Below are 26,149 nucleotides of genomic sequence, written 5' to 3' on the forward strand. Positions count from 1 at the left end.
TGACTCCGTCGTTCAGGCTCGTTTCGCCGCACGCCGCACGCCGCACGGCAGGCGCGCCAGCGCGGCGCGTCGGCGGATCCGGCCTGAACGCGGAAGCTACTCGAGCAGGCGCCGCTTGGCGCCCTCGAACTCGGCGGGGGTCAGCGCGCCGGTGTCGCGGAGGCGGACCAGCCGCTCCAGCTCGTCCGCGACGGACGTGTCCGGCGCCGCCGCCTCCCCCGGCAGCGACGACGCCAGCCGCGCCAGATCCGCCGGCTTCCCGGTGAAGCGCTCCGGACGGCCGAGCACCCGGAGGGACAGCGAGCCCCCCTCCGCCACGACGTCGGTCACGACGGCGAGCGGCCACGCCTGCTGCGACTGGGCCACGAAGCCGAGGCCGCTGAACAGCAGCCGCCGGTCGGTCAGCAGCAGGGCTCCCGCATGCGACTGCGCCGCCCGTTCGGCGCGGATCCAGAGCCGCTCGGCCTCCCCCGGCTGCAGCGCCGAGCGCAGGACCGCCACGTGCCGCTGGACCGAGACCACGGAGTCAGTTTGGATGACTGCACCCACCAGTGAGGAGCGCCCGTGCACTGCAGCCTCGTGCCGCCCTACATCCTGCAGGCCATCGCGCGGCAGGACGACCCGGTCCTGCGCGACGCCGCGGTCGCCACGCTCGGCCTCGACCGCACGTTCGCGGTGAACCGGCTGATCGGCGACGCGGCCCGCCGCCGGACGACGCTCGTGGCGCCCGAGCCGCCCCGGCTGCAGCGCCGCGTCCACGACGCGCACGGCGAGGAGACGCTGCCGGGCGAGCTGGTGCGGTCGGAGGGCGACCCCTCCTCCCCCGACGTCGCGGTGGACGAGGCGTACGACGGGCTCGGCGACACCTGGCGCCTGTACCGGGAGGTGTACGGCAGGAGCTCGATCGACGACGCCGGGATGCCCCTGTCCGGCACGGTCCACTTCGGGCAGCAGTACGACAACGCCTACTGGGACGGCGAGCAGATGGTGTTCGGGGACGGGGACGGCGTCCTCTTCACCCGCTTCACCGTCGCCGTCGACGTCATCGGGCACGAGCTGACCCACGGGGTGACCGGCGCGACTGCGGACCTCGAGTACCGGAACCAGCCGGGGGCGCTGAACGAGTCGATGTCGGACGTGTTCGGCTCGCTCGTGAAGCAGTACGCGCTCGGCCAGACCGCGGCGGAGGCGGACTGGCTGGTCGGCGCCGGCCTGCTGGCGGAGGGGGTGCGGGGCGTCGCGCTGCGCTCCATGCGGGCGCCCGGCACCGCGTACGACGACGACCGGCTCGGCGGGAAGGACCCGCAGCCCGCGCACGTGCGCGACTACCTGCGCACCACGAGCGACAACGGCGGCGTGCACACGAACTCCGGCATCCCGAACCACGCCTTCTACCTGGCGGCGACCGCGATCGGCGGGCCCGCGTGGGAGGGGGCAGGGCGGGTCTGGTACGCGGCGCTCACCGGCGGCGCCCTGCAGCCGACGGCCACCTTCCCGCAGTTCGCGCAGGTGACCGTCGCGGCCGCCGAGCGGCTGCTCGGCGCCGCCGGGCGGCGAGCGGTCGTGGCGGCGTGGCAGGGCGTCGGGCTGGTCACGTCATGAGCGTGCAGCGGGTCGTGGTCACCAGGACGGGCGGCTTCGCGGGCATCGTCGTGACGCGGGAGGTGGATGACCCGTCGGAGGCGGAACGGCTGACGGCCGCGGTCCGCAGCGCCGCGTCGCAGGACGCCGGGCGGGCGCGCGACGACTTCGTCTACGAGTTCACGATCGTGACGACCGTCGGGATCGAGCGCGTGGACCTGACCGGCGCGCAGCTGACGGACGACCTGCGCCCCGCGGTGCGGAGCCTCCTCGCCTGAGCCCCTGGCCCGCACGCTTGCCACTTTTTGCACACGACGCGCCGTAGCGGGTGCAGGAAGTGGCAAGCGTGCGGTGGGAACGGGCGGCGCGGCGCGCGGTGCGGCGGGGAGGGGCGGCACCCCTTCTGGGGCGCGCGGGCGCGCGGGCCGGCGGGCTTGACTCGCGGGGACCGGATACCCGTCCGGCCGCCCGTCCGACGCCGCCCGACCCGCCCGGTTCCCGGTGGCTCCCAGGAGTGCCTCGACCCATGCGCGACGCCGAACTCACCACCGCATCCCTGCCGACCGCCGCGCTGGCCCTGATCCGTCGTGCGGCCGATGCGCAGCGCAGCGGCGCCACCGGCGTCGTCGTCGTCCGCCTGACCGAGGAGGACCGGCTCGGCCGCACCACCGGGCTGCTGCGCTTCGCGCACGCGCTCGGCCTCCGCACGATCCTCGAGGTGCAGGGCGCCGCGATCGAGCGGCTCGTCGCGCGCCGGCCCGAGCTGGTCGCCGCGACCGTCCGCGCCACCGACGCGGTCGTCGTGGAGTCGTCGCGCTCCGCCGCCCTCGTGCGCGACCTGAGCGACGGCCGCCTGCGCGTCGAGATCGCCGCGCCGAGCGCGCCGTCGGCCGTCCGCCGCCTGCAGCGCACGCTGACCACCGCCGCCTGACGCCGCTAGCACGGCGTGTCGCACGCCGGGAAGCACGCCACGCCGTGTCGTTCCACCGCTGATACCACGTGCGGGTCGATGCTTGCTCCCGACCCCTCCTTCGGGGGCCGGGACGCACCGGGAGACACCGATGGGCACTGTGCTGATCGTGGACGGCAGCGATGTCTGCCGCGCACCCATCATCGAGTTCGCGCTGCAGAAGCAGTTCGCGGGCGACGGCTCGATGGCGGAGGTGGACGTCGTCAGCCGGGGCCTCGAGGCCGCCGGGCAGGCGCTGATCTGCGACCTCGCCGCCGGGCGGCTGGGGACCTCCCTGCGTGCCGCGACCTTCTCCGTCAGCCACCGCAGCCGGCGGGTGACCGCGGAGGACGTGGAGCGCGCCGACCTGGTGCTCACCGCCGAGCGGGCCCACCGGTCCGCCGTCGTCCGGCTCGCCCCGATCGCGCGCGGCCGCACCTTCACGCTGAAGGAGGCGCTGGTGCTCACCTCCGTGCTCACCGACGAGGTGCGCAGCGGCCGCTCCCCGCGCCCGCTCACCCTGCTCGAGACGGTCGCGCTGCTCGACGAGGTGCGCGGCTCGATCCCGCTGATCGAGCCGCCGATGGCGACCAGCGTCTTCCACCGCGACCGCGCGCTGCCCGCCTCCGACCCGCTGGCGCTCACCGACGGCCACGACGACGCCGCGCTGCACCGCCACGCGACCGACGAGGCCTACCAGGTCGCGCTCACGCTCGGCTCCCGCATCGTGGACCTCACGGAGGACCGCGTCGCCCGCATCGGCAGCACGCCGAACGACTGGTGGTGGCGGCAGCACGCCTGACCCCGTTCTCTGTGGATCCAGGGACCCGCGCGCGCGCCGGCCCGGATCCACGACGGATCCGAGGGAAGGACACGCCGGGCCGTGACTCCGGCGTGACCTCGGTCCGTCATGCTGGGCGCGCCCCGCCGGGGGGCCGCGATGATGGGGCCCCGTCCGGCGGAGCCCGCTCTCGAGTACGGACGCCGCGGCGGGGCCGGCGCAGGCCCACCACGTGCGCCGACGGGTGTCAACCGCCCTTCCGCCCAGCAGCAGGTCGCACCGGGCGCGGTGTGTCCCCCTCGGCGGTTCGTCCGCGAGCGACTACCCGTAGAGGCGGACATCGCGAGCAGCCGTCCTCGCCCGGCCCCGAGCCGGGCGAGCGGGCATCTCGCGGCCGAGCGGAACTGGAGTGATCATGCATCGCAGAGAGACCTGGGTCGCGACGGGCGCACGGCGTCGTCCCGGACTGCGGAGGCGGCTCGCCGCAGGCGGCGTCGTGCTCGTCGCCGCGTCGGGCGTCGCGGTGGGGTCGTCCGTGGTCGCGACCGCGCACGACGAGCCGCACACGCGGGTGCGCGCCGAGGCGACGTGGACCCTGCCCGCGGTCGAGCGCGACGGGTTCGACGCGCGGGTGATCGCGAGGAAGTACCGCTACGGCTGGGTCTTCCGGCTGCGGATGCTCGGCACGCCCCCGACGGCGGCGCCGACCGCCTCCGCGACCGCGGACACGACCGCGACGACGGACCCGACGGCCATCGCGACCGCGGATCCGACCGCCGACCCGACGGCGACGGGGACGCCGAGCGCGGCGGCGACGACCCTGACCGCGGGTGCGGCCGGCACGGTGCAGCGCCTGTTCGCGGCGGCGTCGCCCTGGAACACGCCGATCGCCTCGAACGCGGCCTCCGATCCGCAGTCGTCGCAGATCGTCTCGAACGTGCTGGACAACCGCTCCCTCGTCATGAACCTGAACCTGTACGCGTTCGGGATCCCCTTCTACACGGCGACGGCGAGCACCCCGCGCGTGCAGCTGGGCGGGAACAACCCCATCGGCGCGGTCCCCGTCGACCCGTCGTGGGCACCGAACGACGGCGGCGACCACAAGATGAACGTGATCGACCCGACGACGCGGACGGTCTACGAGCTGCAGGGCTACGACCCCGGCGCGAGGACCGTGCAGTGGGCCGTGAAGAAGGACTACGGCTCGAGCCTCGCGGACGGGTACCCCGAGAACGGCGGCCAGGCGGGCCCCACCGGCTCCGGGCTCACCCAGTCGGGCGGCGTCGTCCGCATGTCGGAGATCGCGTCCGGCCGGATCGACCACGCGCTGTCGTTCATCACCTCCGCCCCGGTGGCCGGGTTCCGCTACCCCGCCTCCCACTCGGACGGGGAGGGCGGCGGCGTCGGGCTGCAGGAGGGCATGCGGATCCAGCTGGACCCGACCCTCGACGTCGACGCCGTCCCGGGCATCACGCCGGGCGAGAAGGCGATCGCGAAGGCGCTGCAGCAGTACGGCGCGTACTGCACGGACACGGGCCGGGGGAACAACCAGGCGATGGGCTTCTACATGGAGAAGCCCAAGTCCGGGGACGCGGACCCGTACGGCGCCGCCGGCTTCTCGCAGGACTGGGCGCAGCTGCCGCACATCCCGCGCGACCGGCTGCGGGTGCTCGCCGCGGACGCGACGCCGCGACCCTGAGGTCGGCCTCCCCGGACGGTCCGCGCGACCGCTCCGGGGATGGCGGGACGCCGCGACCCCCGATGTGGGACGCGCGAGCGCCTCCGGAACCGCCTAGCGTGCTGGGAGCCGTCCACCCAACGGCGAAGGCTCTCTCACCCGAAGGCAGCTCCCGTGACCCTCACCGACCGCATCCACGCGCCCTGGGACGCCGGCCGCCTCGCCGCGCGCGAGGGGCTCAACTCCAGCGAGGCCGTCGCGAAGACCCACCGCCTCGACGGGCGGACCGCGCTGGTCGCCGTGCGGGACCGGAACGGCTGGCGCCGCGTGCGCCGGGTCCGCTGGACGTCGCGGGTCATCGTGGACCTCCGCGCGCAGCGCGTGCAGGAGGTGGTCATCCGCCGCGGCATCCGCACGGGACGACTGCCCCTTGCGTGGCTGCCCCGCTCCGCGGGAGCCTGAACCCTTGATGAGTCCCACCACCCAGGCCCGCCCCGGGAGGGCTGGCCGCTACACGATGCGGCGCCTGCTTCCCATCCACCGCGTCGACGAGCACACCCACATGCCCCAGAGCTCCACCGAGGACCGCAGCGTCGCGTCCGAGCACCGCCTGTCGCAGCGGTTCGCCGAGATGGTCGAGTCGGGCTGGTCCGTGCCCGGCTTCGTCGTCCGCAGGCCGCGGGTCGCGGCGGAGGTCGTCCGCGACATCCACGCGCTCCCGCTGCTGATCGCCTCGCTGCCGGCGGGTCCGGAGTCGGAGGCGGTGCGCTCGCAGATGATGCAGCACCGCACCAGCCGCCGGGCCATGCTCGGCATCTCCGCCGTGCTGGAGGTGCCCAGCGAGCCGGGCCGCTTCCTCGAGGGTCACGAGCGCGCCACGGTGCGCCGGAAGATCCGCGCCGCGACGAAGCAGGGCGTCACCGTTCGCACCGTGCCGGCGGACGAGCGCCGGGCGCTGCTGGCGCTGGCCGACCACCACGAGCAGATCAACGAGCGCGAGCAGTACCGCAACACGCGACCCCAGAACGACGACCTGCTCGACTACGGGGTCTGGATCGCCGCCTACGACGCGGAGGGCGAGCCGATCGCCCTCGCGGTCACGCCGATCGCCGGCGAGTGGGCGACGCTGCGCTACTTCCGCACGCTGCGGCCGGGCCAGGCCGCCAGCGACGCCCGCTACTTCATGACCCAGGTCGTCGCCGACGAGCTGGGCGCCCGCGGCGTGCGGCACCTCGTCGACACCGCGCGGCCGCACTGGCTGCCGAACGGCCTGCGCCACTTCCAGCGCATGGTCGGCTTCCGGCTGGTCCGCGTCGGCCCCGCGCGCGTCGCGGGCTGACATGCCGCTGCTGTCGGTCCTGCTGCCCGTCAAGGACGGCTCCGCGACCGTCCTGCGGGCCGCCCGGTCGACGCTGCGGGCGATGCCGCGGGACGCGGAGCTGGTCGTCGTCGACGACGGCAGCACCGACGCGACCGGCGAGGTGCTGTCGCGGATCGCCGACCGCCGCCTCCGGGTCGTCCGGCACGAGCGGCCCCAGGGCGTCGCGAGCTCGCTGAACGAGGCGCTCGCGCGGACCGACAGCCGCGTCGTCGCCAGGATGGACGCGGACGACGTGTCGCTGCCGTGGCGGTTCCGCGTGCAGCTGCCGGCCCTGTCCGGGGCGGATCACGTCTTCGGCGCGCTCGTGCTGATCGATGGGCGGGGACGGCCGACCGGCCTCGCCGACCCCTCCCCCGTGTCGACCGAGCAGGCGCCGCTGCACCTCCTGCTCGAGAACCCCTTCGCGCATCCCACGCTGGTCGCGCGGAGGACCGCGCTGGAGGCGGTGGGCGGCTACCGCCCGACCGCGGTCGAGGACTACGACCTCTGGCTGCGGGCCGTCGCCGCGGGGCAGCGGCTGCGGAAGCTCGCGGCGCCCGTGCTGGCGTACCGCCGGCACCCGGGCCAGGCGACGCAGTCGTGGCGCCGGGACGCGCCCGACGCGCTGCTCGACGAGAGCTACGGCGCGCTGCTGCCGGCCGAGCTGCGCCCGGCGACGTCCGGGCTGCGCAGCGCCGCGGTGTTCCGCGACGCGGGCGCGGCGGATCCGGTCGCGCTGCGCGCCCTGCACCACCACGTCGAACAGCAGGCGCGCCGGCTCGGCGCACCGGCCCGCCGGCGGGTGCTGCGTCGCGCGCGCCCCGCGACGGTCCAGGCCGGCTGAGCCCGCCTGCCGGTCCGCCGGCTCAGTGGACCGGTTCGCCGATCAGCCGCGCGGCCGGCCCGATCACGGTGCCGCCGTCCGGGACCGGGTGGACGACCACCGCGCCGGCGCCGATCTTCGCGGCGTGCCCGATCCGCAGGTCGCCGATCACGATGGCGCCCGCGCCGAAGACGACGTCGTCGCCGATCACGGGCGATCCGCCGTCCGGCGACCGGTTCCCGATCGTCACCCCGTTGCGCAGGGTGACGCGCTCGCCGAGCACCGCGTGGTCGTTCACCACGATGCCGAAGCCGTGGTAGATCGTGAGCCCGCCGCCGACCCGCGTGCGGGGCCGCAGCTCGAGGCCCAGGCACCACTCGGTCCAGAACCGGTACGCCGTCACCGGCAGCAGCGCGACCGGGCGCGTGCCGGGCGCGGGCGAGCCCATCGCCCGCTGCGCCAGACGGAACGCGACCAGCACCAGCCGGGACTTCGCGTCGCGGGGGTTCGCCGCCCAGTCCGCGCGGACCAGGCGCCCGAAGGCGCCCCAGTCGGAGGCGAACCCGTCGTCCCGGCTCACCGGCGCCCCGCGGAGGCGCCGGCCGCGCGGCGCCACGCGGCCGCGTACGCCCGCGGCGAGTGCGCGCGCTCGTAGCGCAGGCGGGCCGCGTTCGAGGCGGCGAGCTGCCGCTCCGGCGACGCGAGCAGGTGGTGGACCGCGGCGACCAGGGCGTCCTCGTCCCCCGCGGGCACCAGCGCGCCGACCGACTGGTCGACCAGGTCCCGGATCCCGCCGTTGTCGTAGGCGACGACCGGCAGCCCGTAGGAGAGCGCCTCCACGATGACGAGCGGCTGCGCCTCCATCGCGTACGTGGACGGCACGACCAGCACGTCGGCCCCGGCGAGCAGCGCGGCCTTGTGGGCGCCCGACACGGACCCGTGCACGACGAGCCGGTCCGGCAGCTCGCCGAGCGCGGCAACGTCGCCGGCGCCGGCGAGGTCGAAGCGCCACTGCCGCTTCGGGTCGTCGTCGGTCAACCGGTGGGCGGCGCGGACGAACACGTCCGCGCCCTTCCCGGGCAGCAGGTTCGACAGGAACAGCACCCGGTGGCCGGGCTGCTGCGGGCGGACCTCGACGGACGGCGTCGTGTTGGCGATGACCGAGATGCGGTCGGCCGGCACGAACGGCGTGACGTCGTCGACCAGGGACCTGCCCAGCACGACGACCCGCTGCGCGCGGCGGAACGCGCCGCGCACGAGCCACCGCCAGACGCGGCCCTTCGCCGCGAGGCGCTGGAACCCGATCGTGTGGATGTACAGCACCGTCGGCCTGCGGGTCAGCGCGAGCAGCAGCCGGTCGATCAGGAAGCTCGCCGGACTGGTGGTGATCAGCAGCACCAGCCGGTCGGCGCCCCGCATCGCGGAGGTGAACCGGGTGACGAGCGACGGGATCGCCAGCACCTTGCGCAGCCCCGCTCGCCCGACCTCGTCGACCGAGCGGCTGAACCGGCGGTCGACGATCTCGACGGTGTCACCGTTCTCCCGCAGCGCGGAGATGAGGCGCTCGGTCATCACGGCGGACCCGTGCAGGGGCGGAGGCAGCTGACCGACGACGGTCACCCGCGCGGGCGCCGGGTCGTGCTTCGGGCGCTGCGAGAGCAGGCCGGCGCGGAAGGCCGCCGCCAGGAACCGGAGGTTCCCGACCGTGTAGCGCCGCCAGAGGCGCTTCGGCTCGGCGGCGAACCGCCACAGCCACTCCAGCCCGATGATCGAGACCCAGTGCGGCGCCGGCGTCATCGAGCCCGCCGCGTAGTCGAAGGCCGCGCCGACGGCGACCGCGAGCACGGGCAGCGAGGCGGCGAGGCGGGCCGCCTCCACGTCCTGCTTCGGCGTGCCGAGCCCGACCCAGACGATCTGCGCGCCGGACGCGCGGATCGCCTCGTCGCGGTCCGCGAGCTCGTCGTCCGACGCGGCGCGGAACGGCGGCGAGAACGCGCCGACGATGCGGATGCCGGGGAAGCGCTCCAGCAGGCTGGCGCGCAGGTCCTGCAGCACCGACTCGCTGCCGCCGAGCAGGTAGTGCTTGACGCCCACCTCACGGCCGAGGTCGGCGACGTCCAGCATGAACTGCGGGCCGCGCACCTGGCGCAGCCGCGGCTGGTCGCCGCGCACGGAGGACAGCCACACCAGCGGGCGCCCGTCCGGCAGCAGCCAGCCCTGGTCGTCGGTGAAGATGTCCGCGACGTCGCGGCGCTCGTCGGCGACCGCGATCGAGTAGGCGTTCGCGAGGTGCACGTGCTCCCCCGACACCCGACCGGGCATCATCGCGGCGGAGACGAGGTCGGCCGCGGCGCCCTCGGCGGATCGCGCGACGAACGGCAGGCCGGCGACCCGCTGCACGCGGTGCAGCCACAGCTCGGTCAGCGCGACGTCCGCCGAGCGGGTGGGCGTCAGCATGATGGGCGAGGTGAGCGCGCTCATGCCCCGCGCCCCTGCTCGACGTCGTCCCGCGCGTCCGTGCGCGTGCGGGAGTCGTGCCAGTCGCGGTCCGCCGAGACGGCGGCCTCCCACTCGTCCTTCGTCGGACCGTCGTCGACGGCGTCGGCCTTCGACGGCTCCGCGAACGGCGCGACGGGCGCCTTGACCGCGGGCAGGACGACGGCCCTGCGCTCGGCGTCGCGGGGCGCCGACGGCTGCACCGTGCGGCGCTTCGCGTCCGGCACCGACTGCAGGCCGTAGCCGTAGGCGGTCGCGGCCTTGCCGGGCACCATGGTCAGGACGACGCCGAGGATGCGGGCGTCCGCGCGCTCGAGGGACTCCAGCGCCTGGCGGATCCGGCCGCGCCGCGACCGGCCCGCTGCAGCGACGATGATCGCGCCGCCGGCCTTCGCCGCCAGCACGGTCGCGTCGGAGACCGCGATCAGCGGCGGCGAGTCGATGACGATCAGGTCGTAGCGGGTGCGCAGGTCGGCCAGCAGCGCGTCCATCGACGCCGACTGCAGCAGCTCGTTCGGGTTCGGCGGCACCGCGCCGGCGGCCAGCAGGTCCAGCCGGCCGGCGTCGACGCGCTGCACGCCCTGCTCCGGCGTCGCGTCGCCGATCACCACGTCGGACAGGCCGATGGAGCCGTCGACCCCGAAGAGGGTCGCGAGGGTCGGGCGGCGCAGGTCGGCGTCGATCAGCAGCACGCGCTGACCGAGGTGCGCGACCGCGAGGGCGAGGTTCGCGGCGGTCGTCGACTTGCCCTCCCGCTCGTCGGAGGAGGTGACGACGATCGAGCGGTTGGCCGCGTCGAGCTGCACGAACCGCAGGTTCGTGCGGATGGTGCGGTAGTCCTCCGCCTGCGTGCTGCTCTCCGCGTCGCGCAGCACGAGCAGCCCGTCTGAGCCCCGCGCGTTCCGTGCCGTGGTGCCGAGCAGCGGGGCCTCGGTGACGCGCTCCAGGTCCTCCTTGCCGCGCACGCGGGTGTCGAGCACCTCGCGCAGCAGGCCGATGAGGACGGCGAGGACGATGCCCGCCAGGGCGCCGATGAGGATCGCGAGCGCGGGCTTGATGCCGGCCGGGGAGGTGGGGACCAGCGCGGGGTCGACCCGCGTGAGCTTGACGACGCTGCGGGACGCGGTGGCGCCGACTGGCGTGAGGTCGACGACGGCCTGCGACAGCTGCGCGGTGATCGCGTCGGCGATCTGCTTCGCGCGCTGCGGGCTGCTGTCCGACACGGTGACCTCGAGGATGGCGGAGTCCGTCGCCGCGGTGACCGAGACCTGCTCGGCGAGCAGGGCCGGCGTGGTGTCCAGCTTCAGGCCCCTGATCACCGGGGTGAGGACGTAGGAGGTGGTCGCGATGTCGGCGTAGCCCTTGAGCGCGACCTGCAGGTAGCCGGCTCCGGCGCTCAGGTCGGCGAGCGACTGACCGCTCTGCGTCGACACGAACGCCTTGGCCGTCGACTCGTACACGGGTCGCTGGAGGGCGGCGTAGCCGCCGCCTGCGGCCGCACCGATCACCGCCAGTCCGACGATCAATGCCCAGGTTCGGCTGAGCATGCGGATGTAGTCGCGAAAGTCCACGAATGCCTCTCGGCAGCTGGGGAGGCCGGATGGGTGTCCGACGGAACCCGGGAGGGCCCGGCTCCGACCATAACGGCCGCCGTAGTCCTTAGCATGCCCCTCTTCGGGGAGCACGGCCAGATCGGGACCCCCGGTACTGGGGGCCCGGCCCCGTGGACACCGCGGCTATCGTGCTGTGGTGAACGGCGAAGCGGGTGCGGTCAGGCGGGATCGCCTGCCCCTGCTCGTCGTGCTGGCCCTCGTCTGGATGGCCGTCGGCGACTGGCCCACGACGCTCTCCCTCGGCCCGCTCTCCGTCTCCGGCGCGGCGACGCTGCTGGCGGGCGTGGCCACGGTCGTGCTCGCCCCGATGCTCGTGCTGCACGGCCGCGGCCGGTCCGCGCCGAGGTCCTGGAACTACTTGATCCCGCCGGGCGCACGCCGGCCCGTCGTGCCCGTCGCGCTGGTCCTGTTCTGCGCGGTCGCGCTGCTCGGCGCGCTGCGTGCCGGATCGCAGAGCGGGGTGCAGCAGGCCTCCGTCTACCTCGGGTTCGCCGGCGCGATCGCCGTCGGCGCGCTGTACAGCGAGCCGGGCACGGCCCGCCGCTTCCTCGAGCTGACGGGCGTCGTGATGTGCCTGGTCGGCGCGTTCGCCACCGTCACCTACCTGATGGACGTGCAGATCATCGGCCCCAGGTCGTACGCGCTGGCGGCGACCGTCGCGGTCGCGGTGCTCGTGCCGTACCGGTCCGAGCGCCTGCTGGTGCGCCTCGCGCCCTACGTGCTGACCGCCGGCATCGCCGCCAGCCTCTCCCGCACCGCGCTGGTGGTGGCCGTGCTGCTGCTCGCCTTCGCGGTGCTGCGCAGCCGGCGCGGCAAGCGCGGCTTCCGGATCGTGCTCGCGCTCGTCGTGCTGGCGATCCTCGCGATCGCCGCCTTCCTGTCCGTGCCGTCCCTGCGCGACCGCTTCCTGGTCGGCGACAACGGCGTCGACGTCGGCGGCGTCGCGCTGAACACCTCCGGCCGCGCGCAGATCTGGGCGGTGGTGATCCAGGACAGCCTGAGCGCGCCGTGGATCGGGCAGGGCGCCGGCACCGCCAGCGACCTGCTCGCGGCCCGCTACCCGGACATCGCCCAGCCGCACGACGACTACCTGCGGATCTGGCACGACTTCGGCCTGGTCGGCCTGGCGCTGTTCCTGGTCGCCGTCCTCACGCTGCTGATCGGCGCGATCCGCCGGGTGCGCCGCGCCGACCACCCCGACCGCGCCGTGCACTGGAGCGCGACGCTCGGGCTGCTCGCCGTCGGCGCGGCGGCGCTCACCGACAACCCGGTCATCTACCCGTTCGTGATGCTGCCCCTCGGCGTCGTCGTCGGGCTCTCGATCGCCGGGCGGGAGGCGCTGCCGGCCGCCCGCGCAGGGCACGGGTCGATCGCCGGGCGTGAGGCCGCGCACGACCGGATCCCGGCGGGGCCGGGCGGCCTCCGGCCCATCCATACGGACGTCGGGGATACTCGGCGCATCGATCGGACCCCGCGCGCTGCCGGCCGGGCGGCTGCGCGCTCCAGGGTCTGAGGAAGCAGGTTCACCGGTGCTCCGACTCCGCGAGGTCGCCTCCGTGTCGAAGGTCGTGCTGGGCGGCAGGATGGGCCGCTACAGCAACCCGGCCAGCGTCACGGCGCGCCTCGAGCGCGAGGTCGCCGAGTACCTGTCCGCGGACCACGCGCTGGCGGTGAACAGCGGTACGAGCGCGCTGCTCGCCGCGCTCGTCGGCGTCGGCATCGGGCCGGGCGACGAGGTGCTGGTGCCCGCGTACACCTGGGTGTCGACCGCCGCGGCCCCGCTGCTGCTCGGCGCGGTGCCCGTGCTCGTCGACGTCGACGAGACGCTGACGATGGACGTCGCGGACCTCGAGCGCAAGATCACGTCCCGGACCAGGGCGATCGTGCCGGTGCACATGCTGAACCTCGTCGCCGACATGGACGCCGTGATGGCGGTCGCGCAGCGGCACGGGCTGAAGGTCGTCGAGGACGCCTGCCAGGCCTTCGGGGTGCTCTACCGGGGGCGGCGCGTCGGCACGATCGGTCACGCCGGCGCGTTCAGCTTCAGCCACACCAAGAACATCTCGGCCGGCGAGGGCGGCATGCTCGTCACCTCCGACGCGCACGTCGCCGCGCGGGCGCAGATGTTCCACGACGTCGGCAGCTACACCCGGGCCAGCTGGACCCCCACCTCCGAGCCGCTGTTCATCGGCATGAACCTGAAGATGTCCGAGCTGCCCGCCGCGGTGCTGCGTCCCCAGCTGAAGACCCTTGAACGCCGCCTGAGCCGCATGCGGGCGCATCGCGCCGCGATGGTCGCCGAGTTCGCGCAGGACGAGAGCATCCGCGTCAGCCCGCACCACGACCCGGAGAACGCGACGGGGCTGACGGTCGTGTTCGACAACGCCGCCCGCGCCGAGCGGTTCGCGACGGCCCGCGGCGTCACCCGGCTGATCGACACCGAGCGGCACGTCTTCACGAACTGGGAGTCGGTGCGCGGCAAGCGCACCTACGACCCGCGGTTCGACCCGTACGCCGGCCGCACCGCGCCGCGGGACCCGGTCTCGCCCGATCGCTCCCCCCGCACCCTCGACGTGCTGCGCCGCACGTGCAAGATCTCGGTCCGCGACGACTACCCGACGCCCGTCATCCGCGTGGCGGCGAGGCAGATGGTGCGCACGCTGCAGTCGATGCCCCAGCGGCCCGCCGACGTGGCGCCCGAGCCGAGGCTCGCGGAGTCGGTGCGGTCCTAGCGCTCCGCGCGAGCGCTCAGCTCGCGTGGCGGGCGTGGCCCGTCATCGTCGGCCGCAGCACGCGGAGGCCGAGCCCGACCCGCACGGCCATGCCGAGCGACTGGCCGGCCGGCAGCGCGAACTCGCGCAGCACGGGGATCAGCAGCACGGTCCCGACGAACCCGATCAGGCCGGCCGTGACGCTCGCGCCGAGCGACGCGGCGCTGCGCCCCATCCCGAAGACGAGGTAGAGCAGCACGCCGCTGAAGCCCTCCAGCACGACCGACACCAGGCGTGCGCCGACCAGCGCCACGTCGACCGGCCGGTCGAGCAGCACGTGCACCGGCCCGGCCAGGACCGCGAGCGCGACGGAGTAGACGAGGCCCGCGCCGAGGATGGCGAGCAGCACGCGCAGCACACCGCGCCGCACCGCGGCCGCGTCCTTGGCCGCGACGCTGCGCAGCAGCGCGGGTCCGAGGAAGGTGAGCAGGCCGGTCGTCACGATGTTCAGCGGCGAGGCCAGCACCCGCGCCGCCTCGAGGTCGCCGAGCGCCTTGGCGGACACGAGCACGAGGACCGCGGAGTTGCAGCCGAACCACGCCGCCTGCACGGTCACCTCCGCGAAGAGGAACCGGGAGCGGATCCGCAGCGGCTGCGGCACGTACCGGGCGTGCGTCTCCGACCCGCGCAGCAGCACCAGGCCGACGACGACGGAGACCGCGTTCGCGACGAGCAGGGACCCGAACGGGATCAGCGGGGCGACCGCGCCCGCCGAGGTGAGCAGCAGCGTGCCGGCCGCGGCCGCGGCGGTCACGAGCACAATCGCCGAGCAGACCGCGGCGGACCAGTGCCGGTCGACGAGGTGCAGGGAGCTGCGGACGTGGTCCTGCAGCGGCGAGACGACCGCGAACCCGGCCGCGGTCAGCGCGAGAGCCAGGAACACGGGCGGCTCGACCTGGCCGAGCACGGGCAGGCCGCTGGCCAGGACGATCACGACGGTGAGCAGGTCGGCGCCGATCGCGCGGCGGCCGTCCGCGGCGATGTGCGGCGCGGCGCGACCCCGCTCGAGGTTCGCGCCCAGCTGCGCGGGGATGTAGTGCAGCTGCCTGGGCAGCACCATCGCGAGCACGGAGGAGGAGAACAGCAGCGCGTACAGGGCCAGCGGCGCCGTGCCCAGCTCGCGCACCGCGATGATGCCGGCGAAGAAGGTCGCGCCCGCGGCGGAGCCGGAGTCGGTGAGCCCCGCCAGCAGCTTCGACGAGCTCCTCACCGCGCGAGGCGGCCGGACGACCGCTCCAGGGCGAGCGCGTACCACTCCGTGAAGCGGTCGGGCAGCCGTGCGGCGCTCCAGCGGTCGGAGGGCTCGGTGTCCGGCCCGGCGAGCGCGTCGGCGAGCGCGACCGCGAGCGCCTCCGGCGTCGGCTCGTCGACGACGGTGCCGAAGCCGCCGGCGAGGATCGCCTCGTCGGCGCCGGTGCCGCGGAGCGCGATGGGGTGGGCGCCGACGGACTGGGCCTCGCCGATGACCCACGGCGCGCCCTCCTGGCGGGAGGCGTGCAGCAGCACCCGCGCAGAGGCCATGGCCTGCAGGACCTCCGCGCGCTCGACCTCGCCCAGGAAGTCGACGCGGTCGTCGATCTCGAGCTGTGCGGCGAGCGCCCGCAGGTCGTCCTCGAGCGGCCCGTCGCCGAGCACGCCGAGCCGCGCGTCGTCCGGCGCACCGAGGGCGAACGCCCGCAGCGCGAGGTCGACGCGCTTGCGCGGGATCAGGCGACCGACGCACACGACGTCCCAGCGCGGCGGGAGGCGCTCCCCCCGCTCGATCACGATGTTGGGCTCGACCACGACGGCGGCCGCGGCGCCCTGCCGACGCCAGCCCTCGGCGACCGCGTGGCTCTGGGCGACGAGCACGTCGGACCCGGAGAGGGTGCGGCGGGCGAATGCGCGGCGCAGGCGGCGGGACAGCGTCTCCTCCCCCTCCGCGTCGGTCGAGCTGCCGGCGGGGCCGAACACGAGGGCGGCGCGGTCGCGCAGCCGGCTCTCGAAGGTGGGCACGCCCTCGCTGGCGAACGTCACGTGGTGCACGACCGCGGCCCGGTCGGGGTCGAGGCGGCGGCGGAGGGTGCGGACGGCGGTCCACTGCCAGCACACGTACGCCAGCCGCACGCGTCGGCGGCCGGTGAGCCGCACGAGGAGCCGCGGCAGCGGGATGGCGAGCACCTCGATCGGCGGTGCGCCGAGCGCGTCGAGCTCGGCGCGGATCGTGTCGACGCGGTGCGGGCGGGTGACGAGCACGCGCCGGTCGCCGGGGCGGCCAGGAACCGAGCCGAGCGCGGCGGCCGCCGCGAAGCCGACGCCCGGCTCGCTGCCGCGGTGCGGCTCGCAGGCGAAGGCCATGAGATAGACGTCCGCGGCGAGCGGCGCCCTCGTCTCCTCCGTCATCACGAACCCTTCGTACGGCAGGCTCGTCGTGAGCGCACGCGAGCCGTCGATCGCGGCGGTGCGGCGTCCGGTCGGCGGCTGGGTGCTCGCGGGCCGCGGAGGGTGTGCCCTCGCGCGCCCATCGGAGCCGTCGACCATTCCCCCGACAGTATGAGCGGATCGCGGGTGCCTGTAACCCCAGTTCGGGACGAGCCGCGGGCGGTTTCCTGCCCGCACGTACGCTGAGCCCGCTCGGCCGAGGACGAAGAGGAGACCGCGACGTGCGGATCGATCAGCTGACCGACGTGGGCTCGGACGCCCTCACCGCCGATCTCGTGATCGTCGGCAGCGGCCCCGCCGGCCTGACGCTCGCCCGGGAGCTGGGCGGGGTCGCCGCGCGCGTGCTGCTGCTCGAGAGCGGCGGGCTCGCCGCGGACCCCTCGGCGGACGCGCTGAACGAGATCGAGAGCGTCGGCGCCGCCCGGGTGATGGATCAGCGGGAGGTGCGGAACCGGGTGCTCGGCGGCACGTCGGCGACCTGGTCGGGCCGCGCGGTGCAGCTGGACGAGATCGACTTCGCCGACCGCCCCTGGGTTCGCGACTCCGGCTGGCCGATCGCCCGCTCGGACCTCGAGCCGTTCTTCGCGCGCGCCGCGGAGCACCTCGGCGCCGCGGTGCCCGACAACGCGCAGGCGGACCTCGTCGGCCGGGTGACGGCGGACCTGCCCCCGGTCGACCCCGCGCAGCTGCGCCCGTACGCCTGGGTGCTGTCGCAGGACGCGGCGAACCCGGGCGAGTCGATGCGGTTCGGGCCGCGCGCGCTCACGGAGGCGCTGCCGAGCGTGCAGGTGCTGCTCGGCGCGACGGTGCTGGAGGTGCGGGTCGACGACGCGGGCGAGGCCGTGACCGGCCTGGTCGTCGCGGGCGCCGACGGGGTGCGCCGCACGATCCGCACCGACCGCGTGGTGCTCGCCGCCGGCGGCATCGAGAACGCCCGGCTGCTGCTCGCCTCCTCCTCCACCGTCCCCGAGGGGCTCGGGAACCGCCACGACCTGGTCGGGCGGTACCTCATGGACCACCTGCGCGGCCCGGTCGCCGTCGTCGACCCGCGGGACCACGCGGCGCTGCAGCACGACTTCGGCGACCGCTACGTCGCGGAGGGAGGAAGGGCGACGCCCGGCTGGGCGCTCTCGCCCGCGCTGCAGGAGCGCGAGTCGCTCACGAACTGCGCGGCCTGGCTGTTCCCGGTCGTCAGCGAGCTGGACCCGTTCACCGCGGTCCGCGGCGCGCGCCGCGCCCCCGCGCAGGCGGCGTCCGCCGCCGCCCGGCACCCGGCGATGCTCGCCCGCGGGCTGGCCAGGATGCGCCTGGGCCACGCCGCGCCCGCCCGCCTGCTCGACCGGCTCGAGCTGCACGTGATCGTCGAGCAGGCGCCGGACCGGGACAGCCGGGTCACCCTCGCGGACCGCACCGACCGGCTCGGGATGCCGCTCAGCCGCATCGACTGGCGGATCGGCGAGCAGGAGGTGCGCACCGCGCGCCGGACCGCGCGGCTCGCCGCCGACGCCCTGCAGCGGGCCGGCCGCCGGCCGCTGCGCCTCCTGCCCCTGCTGGAGGAGGGCGCGCCGTTCGACCTGCCCGACGTCGCGCACCCGATCGGCACGACGCGGATGTCCGCCGATCCCGAGCACGGGGTGGTGGATCCGAGGTGCGCGGTGCACGGCGTGCGCGGGCTGTGGATCGCCGGCAGCTCGGTCTTCCCGACGAGCGCGCACGCGAACCCGACGGGCGCGGTCGTGGCGCTGGCGGTGCGGCTCGCGGACGACCTGCGGCGCATCCTCCGCGGGGGCTAGGGCCGCGATCATCTCGCCGGGGATCCCCGCTTCCCGGATCTGCTGGTCTCGAGGCCGCTCCCCGGCACCTCGACCAGCGGATGGGGACCCCGAGGGCCGCGCGAACGGGAGCGGCGAGGAGCCTCCCGCTGGTCGAGGTGCGAGCGCAGCGAGCCTCGAGACCTCCCCGAGGACCGCGCGACGCGGGCCGCCTGTGGTCTGATCCGGAAGTTCGTCCGGGGGCGACGCGCTGGCCGCGTCGGATCGATGCCTGTCGCGCGGTAGGTGTGGCGTCGCGCGGTACGCATGCGCACCGCGCGACGCCACGGCTACCGCGCGAGGAGACACAGCTACCGCGCGTCGCCGAAGGCACCGCGTGACGAACCGACCGCGCCGCGAGCGGGCCGGACCCCCGACGAACGTGCGGTGCTGACCGCTAGCGCTTCGTGACGGACGCGGCGAGCACCCGGTACGCCGAGCGCGGGATGTTCTTCAGCTGCGCCCAGTCCTCCGGCAGCCCCGCCGCCTTGTACGGGTCGCCGGTGCCGGCGGTCGGCTTCTCCATGTAGAAGCCCATCGCCATGTTGTTGCCGCGGCCGGTGTCGCTGCAGAACGCGCCGTACACCTGCAGGGCGCGGCCGATCGCGCGCTCGGCATCGGTGAGGTCGAGGGTGGTGAGGTCGAGCGCGGGGTCCAGCTGGACCCGCATCCCCTCCTGGATCGCGCCGGCGGCGGTGTTCGAGCCGTCGCCGTGCGTCGCGGGGTAGCGGAAGCCGCGGGCCGGATCGGCTGTGATGAACGACAGGGCGTGGTCGATGCGGCCGGCGCGGATCTCGTCGATGCGGACGACGCCTGCGGCCTGGGACAGCCCCGAGCCGGTCGGTCCGGTGCGCCCGAAGCTCGTTCCCCCGTCGCCCTTGTCGTTCACGATGTCGCGGGTCACGGCCCAGTAGGCCGACCGGTTCGCCGCGTCGTAGCCCTGCAGCTCGTACACGAGCCCGCGCTGCGGGTCGAGCACGTTCATCTTGCGGTCCCCGCCCGCGTTGGGACGCCACGACGGGTCGAGCGGGATCGGGTCGTCGAACGCGCCGCGCCCGCGCAGCTGGCGCCTCGGCGTCGACGCGGTCGCCGTGTAGAAGGGGATGCCGTACGAGTAGAGGATCGTGTTGACGACCAGCTTCGGGTTCCGCAGCACCGCCTTCTGCACGGCGGCGGAGGCGGGGTCGATCGCGGGGTTCTGCGGGATCGGCGTGTTCCAGGGCGAGTCGGCGCTGAACAGCCGCGAGCCCCGCGTCCACGCCGGCTGGGCGGGCTCCGCCGGCTGCGCGGGCGCGGCCGGCTGCGCGCCGGCGCCCGGTGCGGCCGGCTGCTGCGGCCGGAGGAACCCGCTCGTCGCCGCGATCCCGGCGGCTCCGAGCGCGGCCACGCCGGCGCCCGCGAGCACGACGAATGCACGCCGCGACGGGCGTCCTTCGAGCTCCTGAGAGTCCGGGTCGTGACTGCTCACGAGAACCATTCTCCCTGATCAGCAGCGATCCGGGTACCGAAGGGCCCAACTCCGCATCCCGGCGGGCGGGCAGCCCCGTTCGGGCGGCGGCGGCGGGAACCGGCCGGACCCTACGCTGACGGGGTGGCCGAAACCGATCCGACCTCGCCCGACGCCGTCCGGACGGTCGTGCTCGGCAGCGGACCGGCCGGGGTCACGACGGTCGTCGGCCTCGCCCGCCGCGGCGTCCCCGTGCTGCTCGTGGAGGGCGGCACCGACCGGGAGAGCGACGACGACCGCGCGCTGAACGCGGGCGCGGCCGCCGAGGGCGTCTGGGGGCACGAGCCGCTCGGCGAGCACCGCCGCCGCGTGCTCGGCGGCGCCAGCACCGCCTGGGGCGGCCGCTGCATCCCCCTCGAGCCGATCGACTTCGAGCCCCGCGACTGGGTGCCGGGCAGCGGCTGGCCCATCCCCTACGCCGAGTTCCACCGCTGGCTGCCGGAGGCGTGCGACCTGCTGCAGATCCCGGAGACGGACTTCCGCCGCCCCTCCGCGGCCCCGCTCTTCGGCGACGACGGCGCGATCGACGGCGCCGCGATCGAGGTGTGGAGCCCGCCGGTCGTGTTCTCCGACGTGCTGCGCGCCGCGCAGCAGCAGCACCCGAACCTGCAGGTCGCGACCGGCACCCACGTGACCCGCGTCCGCACCGCCGAGGACGGCACGGTCGTCGGGCTGGAGGCGGTGCGCGACGGGCAGCCGCTCACGATCGAGGGCGCCCGGTTCGTGCTCGCCACGGGCACGCTCGAGAACACCCGTCTGCTGCTCGACTCGCCGCTCGCGCCGTCGCTGCCCGCGCTCGGCCGCTACTACCAGAGCCACACCTTCGCGACCGACTTCGCCGTCACCGGTCCCGCCCTGCCGCCCGACGCCGACTTCTTCCGCATCGGCTCCGCCTACGCGCGCCGGCGCTGGCAGCTGAGCCCGCAGGCGCAGCGCGACCGCCGGGTCGGCAACGTCATCGGCTTCGTCGCCAGGCCCCCCGTGCGCGGGGTCTCGCTGCACGTCGATCCGCTGTCCGCCCTGGTCGGCGCCGTGAAGATCGTGCGCGGGAACGTCACCTCCCCCGCCCGGCTGCTGGGCCGCCGCGGCGAGCTGGGCGTGTACGCCCGGGTGCTCGTGCGCACGACGCCGGCGTTCTGGGTGCGGGTCGCCGCGCAGACCGCCAGGCGGCGCGGCCGGAACCGCCTGCCGATGCTCCTCCCGCCGCGCACCGCCTCCGTGCACCACGTCACCGTGCAGGGCGAGCACCTGCCGCACCCGGACAGCCGCGTGCTGCTGACGACCGGGACCGACCGGTACGGGGTGCCGCTGCTCGCCACCGACATCGACTTCCACCGGCAGGACTTCGAGACGATCGACGCGTTCCACCGGGCGCTGGAGGCGTTCCTCGGCGCCCGCGGCTACCGCGCGGTCACCGGGCCGGCGGAGGCGCTGCGCTCCCTCGCCAGGAACATGCGACTCGGCTTCAACAGCAACGCGCACCACATCGGCACGGCCCGCATGGGCACCGATCGCGCGACGAGCGTGGTCGACCCCGACTGCCGGGTGCACGGGAGCGCCAACCTCTACGTCGCGGGCGCCGCCGTGTTCCCGACGAGCGGGCACGTGAACCCGACGCTGTCGATCGTGATGCTCGCGGCCCGTCTGGCCGACCACCTCGCCGGGACCCGCTGACGGCTCCCCCGCGAGCCGCCGGCTACGAGCCGAACAGCGGCTCGAAGTCCTCGAGGAAGCGCTTCGCCAGGTAGGCGTGCCCTGCGGTGTTCAGGTGGGCGCCGTCGCTGTAGCCGTACTGCTTCGTGTTCGCGACGGTGAACCACTTGTCCTGGTACGGGCTGATGTACGGCACGTCCAGCTGGTTCGCCGCGGCCTGCAGCGCCGCGTCGATCGGCGACAGGTTGTTCTGCAGCGGCTGCGGGGCGGCGGGGCCGAACAGCACGATGCGGGCGAGCGGGTACGCGGTGCGCAGCAGCCGCACGTCCTTGACCACGGCGGCGGTGACGGTGGGGACCGCGCGGTAGTCGTTCTGGCTGCCCTCCAGCACGATCACGTTCGGGTCGAACGTGCTGGAGTCGATGTACTGCTGGATGCGGGTGCCGTAGTCGAGCTTCTGCCCGCCCACGCCGCCGTAGGTGTACCCGGTGCTGCCGACGCCCTTGATCTCGGTGCGCCAGCCGAGCTGCTTGCCGATCAGGTAGGCGTAGCCGGAGGTGGCGGGATCCGCCGCGAACCCCTGGGTGTACGAGTCGCCGAGGACCAGCATCCTGGGGTCCTCCGGCTTCGTGAACGGCACGTCGCTCGGTGCCGGCGTCGGCGTGTAGGCCGGCAGGGCGGTCGAGCCCTTCGGCGCGGACCGGAGCAGCGACGGCACGGTGAGCGCGAGTCCCGTGACGACCGCGATCGAGACGAGCAGCAGCAGCCAGTACGGGGCGCCCGCACGCTCCCTGGTCAGCCACTCACGCATGGGCGGGAGCGTAGGAGACGGGGAGCGGGCCGACAAATCGTCTGCGGGTCACGGCGCGGCCGGCTCGTCCGCGCGGCTCGGGACCGGCTGGTCCGGCGCGCCGGCGGCCTCGGCCGCCTCCGCCGATGCCGTGCGGGACGGGCGGAGCAGCGCCTTGGCCCGCTTGGCGGAGGTGCGCAGCAGGGCGGGACCGAGGAAGGAGTCGGCCGCGACGTACGCGACCTCGTGCCCGCCGAAGGAGGTCTTGAAGCGGGCGACGCCGTCGTCGACGCGGCCCACGAGGTCCATCTGCGCGAAGCCGCGCCGGACGCTCTCGACCAGCGCCTCGTGGTACAGCACCGCGTTCGGGCCCACCTCCCGGAAGCGGCGGTCGCAGGCGACCACCCACGACAGGGTGCGCGGGCCGCCGGTCAGCACCAGGTGCACGCCGGCCGGCTCGTCGCCGACGTAGGCGGTCAGCGCGAAGACGTCGTCGCGCCCGGCCATCCAGTCCTCGACGATCGCCGCCGTGCCTGTCGGGTACGGCGACGGGACGCCGTGCGCCTCGTACGCCTGCTCGAGCACGCCGTCGAGCACGGCCGCGACGTCGCCCGGCGCGGCGGGGACGACGCGGGCGCCGGCCTTCTCCGCGCGGCGCAGGCTGCGCCGCCGCATCGAGGAGTACCGCTCGACGAGCGCGCCCTCCTCCGCCGGCAGGTCGACGACGACCGTGGAGGTGACGCGGGCGGACGCGCCGGCGGCGGTCAGCGCCGCCTCCCCCTCCACCCCGGGCGGCAGGTCGAACACCGCGAACGCGACCCCGTGCCGCAGCTGCCAGGCGCGGAACGCCCGCACGGTCCCGCCGAGCAGGGCGTCGGGCACCAGCGGGCCGAGGTACGGGAAGGGCATGCCGGGCGCGACGAGCCCTGGCCGGGCGCCGCGCACGACGGGGAGCACCCCGACGGGCGCACCGTCGTCGACGACGAGCAGGTGGTCGACCCGGACGTGCAGCAGCCGCTGCACCAGCTGCAGCCAGTCCCAGGTGTGGAACTGCGTGTGCTGCGGCAGCGAGCGCACCACCCGGTCCCAGAGCGCCGGATCGCTCGTCGGCACGAGACGGGGAGAGGACATCGAGTACTCGGTTCGGGTCGGGCGAGCAGCGGGACGGGTGGAACCGCCTCACGATAACGACGGGCCGCCGCGCGGCGAACCCCCAGAACAGGACGGCGGGGGCGCGGCACCCGTTCGCGGGCGGCGAGGCGCCTTGCGCCGATTCCCCGCTGCGATCAGGATGAACGATCGTGCGGATCGGGATCGTGGGAGCCGGCGTCAGCGGCCTGGCCGCCGCGCGGGTGCTGTCCGCGTGCGGCCACGCGGTGACCGTCTGGGAGGCCGTCGACGACATCGGCGGGGTGTGGAGCGCCTCCCGCCGCTACCCCGGCATCGGCCTGCAGAACGACAAGGTCACCTACGGCTTCTCCGACTTCCCGATGCCCGCCGACGCGGCCGAGTTCCCGGACGGCGCGACCACGCGCCGCTGGCTCACCGCGTACGCGGACCGCTTCGCGCTGACCGAGCGCATCCGGCTCGGCACCCGCGTCGTCGACGCGGACCAGGCCGGCGACGGCACCTGGAGCGTCACGACCGAGCACGAGGGCGTCGTCGACGTCGAGGCGGTCGACTGGCTGGTCATGGCGAACGGCATCTTCTCCGACTCCCACGTGCCCGACTGGGCCGGGCGCAGCGAGTTCGAGGCGGCGGGCGGGCGCGTGCTGGTGCCGTCGGAGGTGGGTCCCGGCGACTCGCTGCGCGCCCGGGCGGTGCTCGTCGTCGGCTGGGGGAAGTCGGCGCTGGACCTCGCGACGGCCGCCTCCCGCATCGCGCGCAGCACCCACGTCGCCGCCCGCACCGTGCGGTGGAAGGTGCCGAAGCGGATGGGCCGCATCACGTTCGGCCACATCCTGCTGACCCGGCTGGGCGAGCACCTGCTGTGGGGGTCCTACCGATCGACCGCCGGGCGGCTGCTGCGCGTCGCCACGCGCCCGGTGCGCGGGGCGGCGGTGCGCCGCCTCGGCCGCGCCTTCGAGCAGCACGTCCCCCTCGTCCGGCTCGGCCTGCAGCCGCGCACCGGGACGACCGACATCGACAGCATGGTGACCGACGGCTTCTTCGACGCCGTCGACGCCGGCGCGATCACGCTGCACGGCCACGTCGGCATCGCGGCGCTCGCCGTGGCGGACGGCCGCCCGGCGGTGCGCCTCACCGACGGCGCCGTGGTGCCGGCCGACGTGGTGGTGTCGGCGACCGGGTACGACCAGTCGCCCGGTCCGCTGTCGGCGCAGGTGCAGGAGCGGCTGCTCGACCCGGACGGCGCGCTCGAGCTGCATCGCGCGGTGCTGCCGCAGCACGTCGACCGGCTGGCGTACGTGGGCTGGATGCACTCGTTCCGCAGCCCGATCGGCGCGGAGCTGCAGGCGCAGTGGCTCGCGGCCCTCATCGCCGGGCTGGTCGAGCGACCGGCGGCGCCGTGGCGCGCCCGCGACGTCTTCACGTTCTGGCTGACGCGCGAGCGCGCCGCCCGCCACGGCGCCGTGCAGATCCCGCGGAACGCCTCCATCCTCGACCTGGACGAGCTGATCGAGGACCTCGGTGCCGCCGTGCCGCGCGCCGTCCGCCTCCGCGAGCTGACCAGGCCCCTCGACCCGGCCGACTACGCCCGGCTGCTGCCGGCCCTGGTCCAGCGCATCGCGGCCCGCACGCCCGCTGACAGCGGGCTGCCGGAGGCGGCGCGGCGCTGAGCGCCCCGCGCCGACTCGGCGCGAGATGTGCTCCGCAGGGACACGTGCGCCGCGCCGGGCACGCGCAACTGTCCCTGCGGTGCGCAATTAGCCGAGCTCAGCCGCGGAGCGCGCCCGCGTGCGTCCGGTACCAGTCGACGGTGGACTCGAGGCCCTCGCGCAGGCCGATCCGCGCGGTCCAGCCCGCGTCGGCGAGCCTGGTGACGTCGAGCAGCTTCTGCGGGGTGCCGTCGGGCTTGGTCGTGTCCCACTCCGTGTCCCCGGTGTAGCCGACGACCTCCGCGACGGTCTCCGCGATCTCCCGGATCGTCACGTCGGTGCCGGTGCCGACGTTGACCTGCGCGGGCCCGTCGTAGTGCTCCAGCAGGTGGAGGCACGCGTCGGCCATGTCGTCGACGTGCAGGAACTCCCGCCGCGGGTTCCCGGTGCCCCAGTTCGTCACCGAGCCGGACCCCGCCGCCCGCGCCTCGTCGTAGCGGCGGATCAGCGCCGGCAGCACGTGGGAGCCCTTCGGGGAGAAGTTGTCGTTCGGCCCGTACAGGTTCGTCGGCATCGCCGAGATCCACGGCAGCCCGTACTCCCTGCGCACCGACTGCACGCCGAGGATCCCCGCGATCTTCGCGATCGCGTACGCGTCGTTCGTCTCCTCGAGGTGCCCGGTGAGGAGGGTGTCCTCCTTGATCGGCTGCGGCGCGAGCTTCGGGTAGATGCACGACGAGCCGAGGAACAGCAGGCGCTCGACCCGCTGGCCCAGCGCGGCGTCCATCACGTTCGTCTGGATCCGGAGGTTGTCGGAGAGGAACTCGACCGGGAACGTGGAGTTCGCGAGGATCCCGCCGACCTTCGCCGCCGCGAGCACCACGTAGCGGGGCTTCGTCTCGGCGAAGAACGCGAAGACCGCGTCGCGGTCCTTCAGGTCCAGCACGCTCGAGGTGCGCCCGACGACGTCGGTGAACCCCTCCGCCTCCAGCTTCCGCGCGATCGCCGAGCCGACGAGGCCGCGGTGGCCCGCCACGTACACCCGGGCGTCGCGGTCCAGCGGCGTCGGGGCGAACGCGGTGCCGCCCTGCAGGTCCGTGCCGGTCACGCGTCGGCCTTCAGGGCCGCGTTCTTCTTC

23 protein-coding genes are annotated in these 26,149 nt (G+C 75.0%); 13 read left to right on the forward strand and 10 right to left on the reverse strand.

Annotated features, from left to right (window positions below; translation table 11 throughout):
- Positions 1-96 precede the first annotated feature (96 nt).
- A complete protein-coding gene (locus ACFE60_RS07055; protein WP_375388142.1) occupies positions 97-522 on the reverse strand; it encodes an SHOCT domain-containing protein in 426 nt (141 codons plus the stop codon).
- A 42-nt stretch (positions 523-564) separates the two neighbouring features.
- Here ACFE60_RS07055 and ACFE60_RS07060 point away from each other — a divergent pair, with 42 nt between their 5' ends.
- The 8 genes from ACFE60_RS07060 to ACFE60_RS07095 all read left to right on the forward strand — a co-directional run bounded on the left by ACFE60_RS07060 (position 565) and on the right by ACFE60_RS07095 (position 7,193).
- Positions 565-1,602: a M4 family metallopeptidase gene (locus tag ACFE60_RS07060; protein ID WP_375388143.1), complete on the forward strand. Its 1,038-nt coding sequence runs from the start codon at positions 565-567 to the stop codon at positions 1,600-1,602.
- On the forward strand, positions 1,599-1,859 hold the full coding sequence (locus tag ACFE60_RS07065; protein ID WP_375388144.1) for a protealysin inhibitor emfourin: 261 nt from the start codon (positions 1,599-1,601) through the stop codon (positions 1,857-1,859). Before ACFE60_RS07060 ends, ACFE60_RS07065 begins: the two co-directional genes overlap by 4 nt.
- Positions 1,860-2,107: 248 nt before the next feature.
- Positions 2,108-2,512 (forward strand): hypothetical protein, encoded by a 405-nt coding sequence (locus ACFE60_RS07070; RefSeq protein ID WP_375388145.1) that lies wholly within the window; start codon positions 2,108-2,110, stop codon positions 2,510-2,512.
- Positions 2,513-2,642: 130 nt separating this feature from the next.
- Complete coding sequence (locus tag ACFE60_RS07075; protein ID WP_375388146.1) at positions 2,643-3,332, forward strand: hypothetical protein; 690 nt, start codon at positions 2,643-2,645, stop codon at positions 3,330-3,332.
- 394 nt (positions 3,333-3,726) lie between these two features.
- Positions 3,727-5,010 (forward strand): hypothetical protein, encoded by a 1,284-nt coding sequence (locus ACFE60_RS07080; protein WP_375388147.1) that lies wholly within the window; start codon positions 3,727-3,729, stop codon positions 5,008-5,010.
- A gap of 153 nt (positions 5,011-5,163) precedes the next feature.
- Positions 5,164-5,451: a hypothetical protein gene (locus ACFE60_RS07085; protein ID WP_375388148.1), complete on the forward strand. Its 288-nt coding sequence runs from the start codon at positions 5,164-5,166 to the stop codon at positions 5,449-5,451.
- A 7-nt stretch (positions 5,452-5,458) separates the two neighbouring features.
- Positions 5,459-6,328, forward strand: a complete 870-nt coding sequence (locus ACFE60_RS07090; protein ID WP_375388149.1) for a hypothetical protein — start codon at positions 5,459-5,461, stop codon at positions 6,326-6,328.
- 1 nt (position 6,329) lies between these two features.
- Complete coding sequence (locus ACFE60_RS07095; RefSeq protein ID WP_375388150.1) at positions 6,330-7,193, forward strand: glycosyltransferase family 2 protein; 864 nt, start codon at positions 6,330-6,332, stop codon at positions 7,191-7,193.
- Positions 7,194-7,215: 22 nt separating this feature from the next.
- On the opposite strand, the gene ACFE60_RS07100 is transcribed toward ACFE60_RS07095, so the two are convergent.
- The 3 genes from ACFE60_RS07100 to ACFE60_RS07110 are packed head-to-tail and all read right to left on the reverse strand — an operon-like array spanning position 7,216 to position 11,353.
- Positions 7,216-7,752, reverse strand: a complete 537-nt coding sequence (locus ACFE60_RS07100; RefSeq protein WP_375388151.1) for a serine acetyltransferase — start codon at positions 7,750-7,752, stop codon at positions 7,216-7,218.
- Entirely contained in the window at positions 7,749-9,653 is a 1,905-nt protein-coding gene (locus tag ACFE60_RS07105; protein WP_375388152.1) for a WecB/TagA/CpsF family glycosyltransferase, read from the reverse strand. Before ACFE60_RS07105 ends, ACFE60_RS07100 begins: the two co-directional genes overlap by 4 nt.
- Positions 9,650-11,353: a polysaccharide biosynthesis tyrosine autokinase gene (locus ACFE60_RS07110; RefSeq protein ID WP_375388153.1), complete on the reverse strand. Its 1,704-nt coding sequence runs from the start codon at positions 11,351-11,353 to the stop codon at positions 9,650-9,652. Before ACFE60_RS07110 ends, ACFE60_RS07105 begins: the two co-directional genes overlap by 4 nt.
- Positions 11,354-11,417: 64 nt before the next feature.
- On the opposite strand from ACFE60_RS07110, the gene ACFE60_RS07115 reads away from it, so the two are divergent.
- Together ACFE60_RS07115 and ACFE60_RS07120 are read left to right on the forward strand one after the other, a co-directional pair.
- Complete coding sequence (locus ACFE60_RS07115) at positions 11,418-12,794, forward strand: O-antigen ligase family protein (protein WP_375388154.1); 1,377 nt, start codon at positions 11,418-11,420, stop codon at positions 12,792-12,794.
- A 16-nt stretch (positions 12,795-12,810) separates the two neighbouring features.
- Positions 12,811-14,013: a DegT/DnrJ/EryC1/StrS family aminotransferase gene (locus tag ACFE60_RS07120; protein WP_375388155.1), complete on the forward strand. Its 1,203-nt coding sequence runs from the start codon at positions 12,811-12,813 to the stop codon at positions 14,011-14,013.
- A gap of 16 nt (positions 14,014-14,029) precedes the next feature.
- Here the strand turns inward: ACFE60_RS07120 and ACFE60_RS07125 are convergent, their stop codons facing one another.
- Both ACFE60_RS07125 and ACFE60_RS07130 read right to left on the reverse strand, forming a co-directional pair.
- The gene (locus tag ACFE60_RS07125) at positions 14,030-15,262 is read right to left on the reverse strand and encodes a hypothetical protein (RefSeq protein ID WP_375388156.1); all 1,233 of its coding nucleotides are present in this window, start codon (positions 15,260-15,262) and stop codon (positions 14,030-14,032) included.
- Complete coding sequence (locus tag ACFE60_RS07130; RefSeq protein WP_375388157.1) at positions 15,259-16,434, reverse strand: glycosyltransferase; 1,176 nt, start codon at positions 16,432-16,434, stop codon at positions 15,259-15,261. Before ACFE60_RS07130 ends, ACFE60_RS07125 begins: the two co-directional genes overlap by 4 nt.
- Before the next feature lie 260 nt (positions 16,435-16,694).
- Between ACFE60_RS07130 and ACFE60_RS07135 the strand changes: the two genes are divergently transcribed.
- Positions 16,695-18,266, forward strand: a complete 1,572-nt coding sequence (locus tag ACFE60_RS07135; RefSeq protein WP_375388158.1) for a GMC oxidoreductase — start codon at positions 16,695-16,697, stop codon at positions 18,264-18,266.
- A 415-nt stretch (positions 18,267-18,681) separates the two neighbouring features.
- On the opposite strand, the gene ACFE60_RS07140 is transcribed toward ACFE60_RS07135, so the two are convergent.
- A complete protein-coding gene (locus ACFE60_RS07140) occupies positions 18,682-19,752 on the reverse strand; it encodes a hypothetical protein (protein ID WP_375388159.1) in 1,071 nt (356 codons plus the stop codon).
- A gap of 123 nt (positions 19,753-19,875) precedes the next feature.
- Here ACFE60_RS07140 and ACFE60_RS07145 point away from each other — a divergent pair, with 123 nt between their 5' ends.
- Entirely contained in the window at positions 19,876-21,465 is a 1,590-nt protein-coding gene (locus ACFE60_RS07145) for a GMC oxidoreductase (RefSeq protein ID WP_375388160.1), read from the forward strand.
- Positions 21,466-21,487: 22 nt separating this feature from the next.
- Here the strand turns inward: ACFE60_RS07145 and ACFE60_RS07150 are convergent, their stop codons facing one another.
- Both ACFE60_RS07150 and ACFE60_RS07155 read right to left on the reverse strand, forming a co-directional pair.
- Complete coding sequence (locus ACFE60_RS07150; RefSeq protein WP_375388161.1) at positions 21,488-22,255, reverse strand: SGNH/GDSL hydrolase family protein; 768 nt, start codon at positions 22,253-22,255, stop codon at positions 21,488-21,490.
- Positions 22,256-22,303: 48 nt separating this feature from the next.
- Positions 22,304-23,365: a GNAT family N-acetyltransferase gene (locus ACFE60_RS07155; RefSeq protein WP_375388162.1), complete on the reverse strand. Its 1,062-nt coding sequence runs from the start codon at positions 23,363-23,365 to the stop codon at positions 22,304-22,306.
- A gap of 170 nt (positions 23,366-23,535) precedes the next feature.
- On the opposite strand from ACFE60_RS07155, the gene ACFE60_RS07160 reads away from it, so the two are divergent.
- Positions 23,536-25,032 carry a flavin-containing monooxygenase gene (locus ACFE60_RS07160; protein ID WP_375388163.1) on the forward strand — a complete coding sequence of 499 codons (1,497 nt, stop codon included), beginning with the start codon at positions 23,536-23,538 and terminating at the stop codon, positions 25,030-25,032.
- A gap of 97 nt (positions 25,033-25,129) precedes the next feature.
- Here the strand turns inward: ACFE60_RS07160 and ACFE60_RS07165 are convergent, their stop codons facing one another.
- Positions 25,130-26,119 (reverse strand): GDP-L-fucose synthase family protein, encoded by a 990-nt coding sequence (locus tag ACFE60_RS07165; RefSeq protein ID WP_375388164.1) that lies wholly within the window; start codon positions 26,117-26,119, stop codon positions 25,130-25,132.
- Positions 26,120-26,149 lie beyond the last annotated feature (30 nt).

It is taken from the genome of uncultured Amnibacterium sp. (assembly GCF_964245895.1).
Lineage (GTDB): Bacteria > Actinomycetota > Actinomycetes > Actinomycetales > Microbacteriaceae > Amnibacterium.

Bases quoted from the DNA above. Each gene is read 5' to 3' on its own strand.
- ACFE60_RS07095 (WP_375388150.1), top strand. From the start codon at position 6,330: ATGCCGCTGCTGTCGGTCCTGCTGCCCGTCAAGGACGGCTCCGCGACC.
- ACFE60_RS07080 (WP_375388147.1), top strand. From the start codon at position 3,727: ATGCATCGCAGAGAGACCTGGGTCGCGACGGGCGCACGGCGTCGTCCC.
- ACFE60_RS07130 (WP_375388157.1), bottom strand. From the start codon at position 16,434: ATGACGGAGGAGACGAGGGCGCCGCTCGCCGCGGACGTCTATCTCATG.
- ACFE60_RS07065 (WP_375388144.1), top strand. From the start codon at position 1,599: ATGAGCGTGCAGCGGGTCGTGGTCACCAGGACGGGCGGCTTCGCGGGC.
- ACFE60_RS07150 (WP_375388161.1), bottom strand. From the start codon at position 22,255: ATGCGTGAGTGGCTGACCAGGGAGCGTGCGGGCGCCCCGTACTGGCTG.
- ACFE60_RS07075 (WP_375388146.1), top strand. From the start codon at position 2,643: ATGGGCACTGTGCTGATCGTGGACGGCAGCGATGTCTGCCGCGCACCC.
- ACFE60_RS07070 (WP_375388145.1), top strand. From the start codon at position 2,108: ATGCGCGACGCCGAACTCACCACCGCATCCCTGCCGACCGCCGCGCTG.
- ACFE60_RS07090 (WP_375388149.1), top strand. From the start codon at position 5,459: ATGAGTCCCACCACCCAGGCCCGCCCCGGGAGGGCTGGCCGCTACACG.
- ACFE60_RS07155 (WP_375388162.1), bottom strand. From the start codon at position 23,365: ATGTCCTCTCCCCGTCTCGTGCCGACGAGCGATCCGGCGCTCTGGGAC.
- ACFE60_RS07105 (WP_375388152.1), bottom strand. From the start codon at position 9,653: ATGAGCGCGCTCACCTCGCCCATCATGCTGACGCCCACCCGCTCGGCG.